This window comes from Shewanella electrica (genome assembly GCF_022321485.1).
Lineage (GTDB): Bacteria > Pseudomonadota > Gammaproteobacteria > Enterobacterales > Shewanellaceae > Shewanella > Shewanella electrica.
In genome coordinates, this window is sequence record NZ_JAKOGG010000314.1 from 1 (window position 1) to 269 (window position 269).

A 269-nucleotide genomic window follows, 5' to 3' on the forward strand; every position below is an offset into this window, starting at 1 on the left:
GGCCGCCCACATCGAACATGTGGAAGTTGACTTTGTCCACCTGGAACTTGGTCTCAAAGATTCCAGAGGTCAGGACACGGCAGCGAAGCAGGTCCTGGTCACTTGGCACGTAGTCGGCCTGCTTGATCACATCAATCTTGTCCAGGAAGTACTGGGCACAGTCAATCAGCTGGTACTCATTGGAGCGCTCGTAGCAGGCACGCACTCCCTCATCCTCCCACAGAGCCTTGGCATGCTCATAGAATTCAGGTGGGAAGTCAAAGTTCGGC

Annotated in this window: 1 protein-coding gene; it reads right to left on the minus strand. The window is 54.6% G+C overall.

Features of this window, described 5'->3' with window-relative positions; all coding sequences use genetic code 11:
* The coding region (locus L9G74_RS24185; protein WP_238898645.1) for a P-loop NTPase family protein at positions 1-269 on the minus strand (269 nt) is incomplete at both ends.